6 protein-coding genes and 1 riboswitch are annotated in these 8,551 nt (G+C 34.1%); all 6 genes read right to left on the bottom strand.

Annotated features, from left to right (window positions below):
* Nucleotides 1-670: 670 nt before the first annotated feature.
* Nucleotides 671-1,627, bottom strand: a complete 957-nt coding sequence (gene metF, locus RMN92_RS06625; RefSeq protein WP_309608676.1) for a methylenetetrahydrofolate reductase [NAD(P)H] — start codon at nt 1,625-1,627, stop codon at nt 671-673.
* A gap of 70 nt (nt 1,628-1,697) precedes the next feature.
* Complete coding sequence (metH, locus tag RMN92_RS06620; protein WP_309608675.1) at nt 1,698-4,373, bottom strand: methionine synthase; 2,676 nt, start codon at nt 4,371-4,373, stop codon at nt 1,698-1,700.
* Nucleotides 4,374-4,483: 110 nt separating this feature from the next.
* Nucleotides 4,484-5,470: a homocysteine S-methyltransferase family protein gene (locus RMN92_RS06615; RefSeq protein WP_309608674.1), complete on the bottom strand. Its 987-nt coding sequence runs from the start codon at nt 5,468-5,470 to the stop codon at nt 4,484-4,486.
* Between the two features lie 251 nt (nt 5,471-5,721).
* A riboswitch (SAM riboswitch) is annotated at nt 5,722-5,827 on the bottom strand.
* A gap of 103 nt (nt 5,828-5,930) precedes the next feature.
* Entirely contained in the window at nt 5,931-7,031 is a 1,101-nt protein-coding gene (locus RMN92_RS06610) for an aspartate kinase (protein ID WP_309608673.1), read from the bottom strand.
* Nucleotides 7,018-8,007, bottom strand: a complete 990-nt coding sequence (locus RMN92_RS06605) for an alpha/beta fold hydrolase (RefSeq protein WP_309608672.1) — start codon at nt 8,005-8,007, stop codon at nt 7,018-7,020. The genes RMN92_RS06610 and RMN92_RS06605 overlap by 14 nt, the downstream gene beginning before the upstream one ends.
* A gap of 97 nt (nt 8,008-8,104) precedes the next feature.
* A partial coding sequence (locus tag RMN92_RS06600; RefSeq protein WP_309608671.1) for a PLP-dependent transferase occupies nt 8,105-8,551 on the bottom strand: 447 nt, incomplete at its 5' end.

The raw sequence follows: 8,551 nt of genomic DNA, 5'->3' as shown, positions 1-8,551 counted from the left end.
ACGGTTTTCCCGCGTATTTTCACAAACTTTTACATTCCAATGCAAATCAAAATTTAATTAACTAATAATCAATTATTTACATAATTTTTCGGTTTGCCGTAACATTAAAGATGTCAACAAATTAAGTCAAATAATGTGACTTTTAATGCCTTTATTTAAATAAATTGAGGAACACTTATATTATTCAACTTTTTAACTTACCAAGTTATATTAAATTTTCAAATATATTTTATATGTCTTATAATCTAATTAGAATATTATGTGCTAATTTTAATTTTATTAATTAATTTAAAAATTAATTGATTTGAACTTGAAAAAATATCTCAGCAAAAATTATTTTAGTTAAAAATGTTTGCAAAATATTTTAATAATTAGGAATATTCAAAAAAATGATACTTATAAATTCATTAAGATTCATAGAAATTAAGTCATTAGATTGTAGTAAATTTGTGTAAAGTTTGGATTCGTTGACTAAAAGTTGTCTTGAAATACTTCTGAGGTCAATAAATATCAATTAAAATATATTCTAGCCCAGATAGCAGTGAAAAGCCCGGAGCAAAAAAAGTAAAAGTTTCTTGTTCTAAAAAAGCGACCAACGGAAGCTCTTTTTAGAACTTTAGAAACTTTACTTTTTTTGTGAGGACTTGTAACGAATAGCTGGAAATAGCTCCTAAAAAATTTCTTTAGCAATTTCCTTAATATTTTCGGCTTTTACCATACTATAATAATGTAACACTGGAAATCCTGCTGCAATAATTTCTTTACTTTGGTTGATGCACCATTCGATTCCAATTTGTTTTACGGCTTGGTTGTCTTTTGCTTTTACGACTGCCATAATCAAATCATCTGGTAAGTCGACTTTGAATCGGTGCGGAATTAAATTTAACTGATTCTTCGTCGCAATAGGTTTTAATCCCGGAATTATTGGAATTGTAATTCCTGCAGCTCGACATTTAGCAACAAAATCAAAGAATTTTTTATTATCGAAAAACATTTGCGTAATGATATATTCGGCACCATTTTTGATTTTTTGTTTCAAAAAATGAATATCAGAATCTAAACTGGGTGCTTCCATGTGTTTTTCTGGATAACCCGCCACGCCGATGCAAAAATTGGTACAGGAAGAATTTTGCAAATCTTCGTCGAGATAAATGCCTTTGTTTAGATTGTCAATTTGTGTAACCAATTCGGATGCATACTGATTTCCTGCTTTTTCGGGCTTGAAATAGGTTTCGGTTTTCAATGCATCGCCACGCAAAGCAACAACATTATTTATGCCCAGAAAATCCAAATCGATTAGTAAATTTTCGGTGTCTTCTTTGTTAAATCCGCCACAAAGAATATGCGGAATCGCATCTACGTGATATTTATTCTGAATTGCAGCACAAATTCCGACCGTTCCTGGTCGTTTTTTTACAATCTTCTTTTCTAATAATCCACTTGGTAATTCTTTGTATTCGTATTCTTCGCGATGATATGTCACATCAATAAATGGGGGATTGAATTCCATTAATGGATCGATACTATCAAAGATTGATTGAATATTTTGCCCTTTTAATGGTGGCAATATTTCGAATGAAAACAATGGTTTTCCGTTGGCGTTTTCTATATGTTGTGTTACTTTCATGTTTTTTTGTTTTGGGTTTTTGGTTTTGGGTTTTGGGCAAACCTTTTACCCATAACCTAAATACCTTTTTTTAATCTGCTATATTCGGTGCTAACCATTTCATTGCTTTTTCAGTCGAAATTCCTCTTCGTTTGGCGTAATCAATAACTTGATCTTCTTTTATTTTACCGAGTCCAAAATATTTACTTTCTGGATGTCCAAAATAATATCCTGATACTGATGATGTTGGCCACATCGCCATAGATTCGGTTAAAATAACTCCAATTTCTTCTTCAACGTTTAATAATTTAAAGATTGTCGGTTTCTCTAAATGATCTGGACAAGCAGGATATCCTGGTGCTGGACGAATTCCTTTATATTCTTCTTTAATTAAATCTTGATTTGATAAATTTTCGTCAGAAGCATAACCCCAAATTTCTTTTCTGATTTTTAAATGTAAATATTCGGCAAAAGCTTCGGCAAAACGATCGCCCAATGCTTTTATTAAAATCGAATTATAATCGTCTAAATCTTTTTCGAATTCTAATGCTTTTTCGTCAACACCAAAACCAGTGGTTACACAAAAACAACCTATATAATCCTGAATTCCAGAATCTTTTGGCGCAATAAAATCGGATAGAGCAATGTTTGGTGCACCTGCGGTTTTTTGAGATTGTTGGCGGAGAGTTAGAAGTTGGACTTCGACAAGCTCAGTCTGACAAACTGCAATGTCATCATCGTTAATTGTATTGGCTGGAAAGATTCCATAAATTCCTTTGGCAGTGAGCCATTTTTCTTCTAATAATTGTTTCAGCATTTTTTGTGCATCGGCAAAAACGGCTGTTGCTTGTTCGCCAACAACTTCATCGGTTACAATGGCTGGATATTTTCCAAATAATTCCCAAGATTGAAAAAATGGTGTCCAATCAATAAAATCTACTAAATCTTTTAAATCAACTTCTATTGTTTTTGTACCAATAAAAATTGGTTTTATAGGTTTATAATTGTCCCAATCGAGTTTTAATTTATTTTTTCTTGCCTCTTCAATCGATAAGAAATTTTTATCACGACTTCTACTCAAATAGCCTTCACGGAGTTTTTCATATTCTATTCGGATATTCTTTTTGTATTCGATATTACTGTCTTTTTGCATCAAATTACTGGCACCAGCCACTGCTTTTGAAGCATCGGTTGTGTGCAAAACCGTAAACGGATATTCGGGTGCGATTTTCACAGCCGTATGCGCTCGTGATGTTGTTGCTCCACCAACCATCAATGGAATTGTCATTTTATTTCTAGCCATTTCTTTGGCTAAATATACCATTTCGTCTAACGATGGCGTAATTAATCCGCTTAATGCGATGATGTCAACATTGTGTTTTATTGCTTCGGCAATTATTTTTTCTGGTGGAACCATAACTCCTAAATCAATCATTTCGAAATTGTTACAACTCATAACTACCGATACGATATTTTTTCCAATATCATGAACATCGCCTTTTACGGTGGCGATTAATATTTTTCCAGCCGATGCCGATTTACCTACTTTTTCGGCTTCTATATATGGTAACAAATGCGCTACTGCTTTTTTCATTACTCGAGCGGATTTCACAACTTGTGGTAAAAACATTTTCCCAGAGCCAAATAAATCTCCAACAAGTGTCATTCCTGCCATCAAATGTACTTCAATAACATCAATTGCTTTTTCAGAATTTATGCGGGCTTCTTCGACATCGTGTTCTATAAATTCATCAATTCCTTTGACTAAAGAATGAATTAATCGTTCTTGGAAAGTTCCTGAACGCCACTCTTGTATTTGTTTTTCATTGACTTTGAAATCGCCTTTGAAACTTTCGGCTAAGTCGAGTAATCTTTCAGTAGCGTCTTCTCTCCTATTTAATAAAACATCTTCGACGTGTTCGAGTAATGTTTTGTCAATTTTGTCATAAATTTCGAGCATTTCTGGGTTTACAATTCCCATTGTCATTCCGTTTTGAATGGCGTGATACAAAAATGCTGAATGCATTGCTTCACGCACTTTGTCGTTTCCACGAAAGGAAAATGACACATTGCTCACACCGCCTGAAACATTTGCATATGGAAGATTTTCACGAATCCATTTGGTTGCTCGAAAGAAATCGAGTGCATTTAGTTTGTGTTCATCCATTCCTGTTGCAACAGGAAAAATATTTGGGTCGAAAATAATATCTTGTGCTGGAAAACCAACTTGATTAACTAAAATATCGTAACTTCTTTTGCAAATTTCGATACGTCGTTCGTAATTATCGGCTTGACCTTGTTCGTCGAAAGCCATTACAATTACTGCTGCGCCATATCGTTTTACTAACTTGGCGTGATGAATAAATTGTGCTTCGCCTTCTTTTAACGAAATGGAATTCACAACTGATTTACCTTGTACAACTTTTAATCCTGCTTCTATAATTTCCCATTTGGAACTGTCAATCATTATTGGAACTCGAGAAATATCTGGTTCGGAAGCAATAAGATTTAGGAATTTGGTCATGGCAAAAACGCCGTCCAGCATTCCTTCATCCATATTAATGTCGATGATTTGCGCACCACCTTCGACTTGGTCGCGAGCCACAGAAAGTGCTTCGTCGTATTTTTCTTCTTTTATTAAACGAAGAAATTTTCTAGAACCTGTAACGTTGGTTCGTTCGCCGACATTCACGAAATTAGACTCTTCGGAAACAAAAAGCCGTTCTAAACCAGATAGCTGTAAACTTATTTTATTTGTTCTTGACATTTATTTTTTTTAATCCTGCAAGGTGTTTTTTAACCTTGTAGGTATTTTTTTTAATTTTGTTAGTTGCAAATTATACCTACAAGGTTAAAAAAAAACCTTGCAGGAAAACACTAAATTAATTCTTGTTTTCTTACTTTAAACTCGGCTGCAACATCTGCAATTAATTTGATGTGTTCTGGTGTTGTGCCACAACAACCACCAATGATATTCACTAAATTATCTTGCAAGTATTCTCTAATTAAGGCTTGCATTTCTTGTGGCGTTTGGTCGTATTCTCCGAATGCATTGGGCAATCCTGCGTTTGGATGCGCAGATATGTTTAAGGAAGTATTTCTAGATAATCGTTTTAAGTAAGGTTTTAATTGGTCGGCACCAAGAGCGCAATTAAATCCTACACTCAATAAATTGATATGAGAAATAGAAATTAAGAATGCTTCGACCGTTTGCCCAGACAATGTCCGTCCTGAAGCATCTGTAATTGTGCCCGAAACCATGACTGGAATATCGAGATTTCGTTCTTCTTTTACTTCTTCGATGGCGAAAAGTGCTGCTTTAGCGTTTAGAGTATCGAAAATAGTTTCGACTAATAAAACATCACAACCTCCATCAATCAATGCTTCGATTTGAAGTTTGTAAGCAATTCGTAATTCGTCGAAAGTTATGGCTCGAAATCCTGGATCGTTTACATCGGGCGACATGGATGCTGTTCGGTTTGTTGGACCAATTGCTCCTGCTACGAATCGTGGTTTGTCGGTAAATTCATCGGCTACTTGACGGGCAATTTTGGCGGATTGGTAGTTGAGTTCGTAAACCAAATCTTCCAGATGATAATCTGCCATTCCTATTGTAGTTCCTGAAAAAGTGTTGGTTTCGACAATATCGGCTCCTGCTTGGAAGTATTTTCGATGCACTTCTTTTACTGCTTCGGGTTGGGTTATGGATAATAAATCGTTATTTCCTTTTAATGGATGTGGAAAATTTTTGAATCGTTCGCCACGAAAATCTTCTTCGGAGAAGTTATGACGTTGTAGCATGGTTCCCATGGCTCCGTCGAGAACTAGGATTCTATTTTTTATTTCTTCGGTTATTTTTAACATATATTTTTTACATAGAGATTAGAGATTTAGAGTTTATTGAATGAACTCTAAATGTTAATTTGAAACGGAATGCGTTAGCCCTGATGGAAGTGGAAATCCTTTTTTGTGGTTTTGTCCTTCGACAAGCTCAGGATGACAAAACCACAAAAAAGATTGCAACGAACAGCAGGAAATAGCTCCTAATCCTTCGACAAGCTCAGTATGAGGGTTTTTTAATATATATGTTATGTGAAAGTTTGAGAGAATTCTCGTGGTTATCTGTACAAGCCGAGGCGAGTTAGAATGTAGCACCTTCTTTATGGTAAAGGGTTGCTAAGCTTTCGACGGGTCTATTCCCTCCAGCTTTCGTGATAACAGTCAATATGTTTATGAACAATGCAAAGTAACGGAATGGATTTTGATTTTGCAACAACATTTGAACTAAAAAAACCTGTAACTTTTAATTTTACAGGTCTTTTGATTAATTATATACAACTTCTCGTATTTTGATTTGATTGGCAATTTGTAAAACATCCGCCAAAACTCCTCTTGCCGTGACTTGTTTTCCTGCGCCAGCGCCTTGAATTATTATGGGAATTTCGCCATAGGTTTTCGTGTAAATTTCGATGAGATTGTCGGCGCCTTTGAGTTGGCCTAAAGGTGAATTTCTTGGTTCGGAAACGAGTTTTACTTGCAGTTTTTTGGTTTCTATATCAATTTCGCCTACATATCGCAGCACGTGCGTGCCAAATTGAGTGATTTTCGCAATTTCAAAAGGTTTATCGAATAATTTTTTACTGTTTTGATATTCTTTTTTGGTATTTTCTTCGTTGAGATTGGGCAATAATAAAGATTCTATTTGAATGTCTGAAAATTCAAATTCTTGTTCTATTTCGCGGGCTAAAATGAGTAATTTTCTGGCAACATCTTTTCCAGATAAGTCTTCGCGAGAGTCTGGTTCAGTTAATCCTAAATTTTCGGCATCGATTAGAATGTTTGAAAAAGTAGTTTCTTCGGTTGAAAACCGATTGAAAATATAACTTAATGTTCCTGAAAAAACCCCTCTTATTTTGGTGATTTTGTCACCTGAAAAATGCAAATCATTGATGGTTTTTATCACTGGTAATGCTGCACCAACATTGGTTTCGTATAAAAATTTCTTATCGTATTTTTTAAGATTTTGGCGTATTTCTTTATAGAAATCTTGATGCAAAGTATTGGCTTTTTTATTGGCAGCAACAATATTGAAGCCTGCTTGAATGAAAGCAATATAATTTTTAACAAAATCTACACTTGCCGTTGCATCTACAACAATTACGTTTTCTAAATTTTCATTTTTAATATAATCTATAATTTGATTAATTTGATACGGAATCGAAGCATTTGTAAAATTGGCTTCCCAGTTATTTTTTATGCCATCTTTTTCAAAAAAAGCCAAAGATGAATTGGTAATCACTGGAAAACGGACTTCAATATTTTTCTTTTCTATAAAAAATTGTTGACTTTCTAAAACCTGATTTAATAAAGTGCTTCCGACATTACCTATTCCGAAAAGGACTACGTTTATTTTAATTGTTGACATAATTTTGTTGTTTTATGGTATTAAAAATTGGGTTTAAAATTGTTGCTAATTGTTCAAACTCTATCAAGAAAGCATCGTGTCCGTGAATGGAATTGATTTCGTGATAAAAAACATTAGCTTTTGTTTTTTTGAGTTGATTGTATGTTTTGATATTTTCATCAGGTGTGAAAAACAAATCAGAATTGACAGCGACGAGATGAATATTGCTCTGAATTTCATTAGATAAAATCAAAAAATCAGTTCTATTTCTTGATATGTCATTTGTTTTTAGTAGATAATTCATTAATTTGTATGCTGATAATGTGAATCGGTTTTTTAATGTTTCGCCATGATATAACAACCAATTTTCCACCAGATAATTTTGATTTTCTATTTGTCGTTGAAACCTTTGGTTTAATGATTGTGGTGTTCTGTACAGAAGCATAGCATGTGTTCGTGCATCTTCAATTGGATTTTGAGAATGATTTAAAATCGAATCTTGTAAAAAAACATTGGCAATCATCCAATCGGTTGCTTTATAATCGGTTGCAATTGGAATCAAATTTTTAATTTTATTGGGTTGCAAAACGGCCATTTCCCAAGCAATTGCGCCACCAAGACTTCCGCCGATTACTGCAAATAATTCTTGAATATTCAATTCGAAAATTGTTTTCCAATAAATAGTTGCAATGTCTCGAATGGTAAAATCTCTATAATTATCAATTAAATTTTCTACATTTCCATCAAATCCATTACCTGGAATATTAATGGCGATTATGGTGGAATAATTGGTATCGATTGTTTTACTATCTCCAATTAAATCGTTCCACCAACCTTTTTCGCCAATGAGATTTGAATTTCCTGTCAAAGCATGATTTACTAAAACCACTGGCGCAGTTCCAATAGTTTGACCGAAGGTTTGATAGAAAATTGGAATCTTCTGTATGGATTTTCCGTTTTCTAGATTCCAGTTATTTATGATGATTTGTTTGAGCATGATTCTTGTACTTAATGTTTTTTGGCACGCAGATGACAGAGATTTTTTACCACAGATTTGAGAAATTTGAGAAATCTGTGGTAAAAAATTAAAAAAATTAGGCAAATTTCTCGACTGGAAGCGTTGCAAAAACAGCTTGTAAGTCGGCTTTTAAATCTTCGATATCTTCTAATCCTACCGAAAGGCGAATCAAATCTTTGGAAACTCCCGTTGATAATTGTTCTACGTCAGATAATTGCTGGTGCGTTGTACTTGCGGGATGAATAATAAGTGATTTTGTATCGCCAATATTGGCAACCAGTGAAAATAATTTGGTGCTGTCGGCTACTTTTTTGGCAGCTTCAAATCCGCCTTTTAATCCAAAAGTTACAATGCCACTTTTTCCTTTTGGTAAATATTTATAGGCAAGTTCTTTGTATTTTGATGTTTCTAAATCAGGGTAATTTACCCAAGCTACTTCGCTTTGCGTTTGCAGCCATTTGGCTAGAGCCAAAGCATTTTCACTGTGTTTTTTGATTCTGATTTCTAAAGTTTCTAATCCTTG

It is taken from the genome of Flavobacterium sp. (assembly GCF_031363805.1).
Lineage (GTDB): Bacteria > Bacteroidota > Bacteroidia > Flavobacteriales > Flavobacteriaceae > Flavobacterium.
The sequence above is the reverse complement of the archived record's forward strand: the minus strand, read 5'-3'. Positions and strand labels throughout refer to the sequence as shown.

What these genes read in the sequence shown, in the direction of transcription:
- metF (WP_309608676.1), bottom strand. Translation starts at nt 1,627, where the DNA reads ATGAAAGTAACACAACATATAGAAAACGCCAACGGAAAACCATTGTTT.
- RMN92_RS06605 (WP_309608672.1), bottom strand. Translation starts at nt 8,007, where the DNA reads ATGCTCAAACAAATCATCATAAATAACTGGAATCTAGAAAACGGAAAA.
- RMN92_RS06615 (WP_309608674.1), bottom strand. Translation starts at nt 5,470, where the DNA reads ATGTTAAAAATAACCGAAGAAATAAAAAATAGAATCCTAGTTCTCGAC.
- RMN92_RS06610 (WP_309608673.1), bottom strand. Translation starts at nt 7,031, where the DNA reads ATGTCAACAATTAAAATAAACGTAGTCCTTTTCGGAATAGGTAATGTC.
- metH (WP_309608675.1), bottom strand. Translation starts at nt 4,373, where the DNA reads ATGTCAAGAACAAATAAAATAAGTTTACAGCTATCTGGTTTAGAACGG.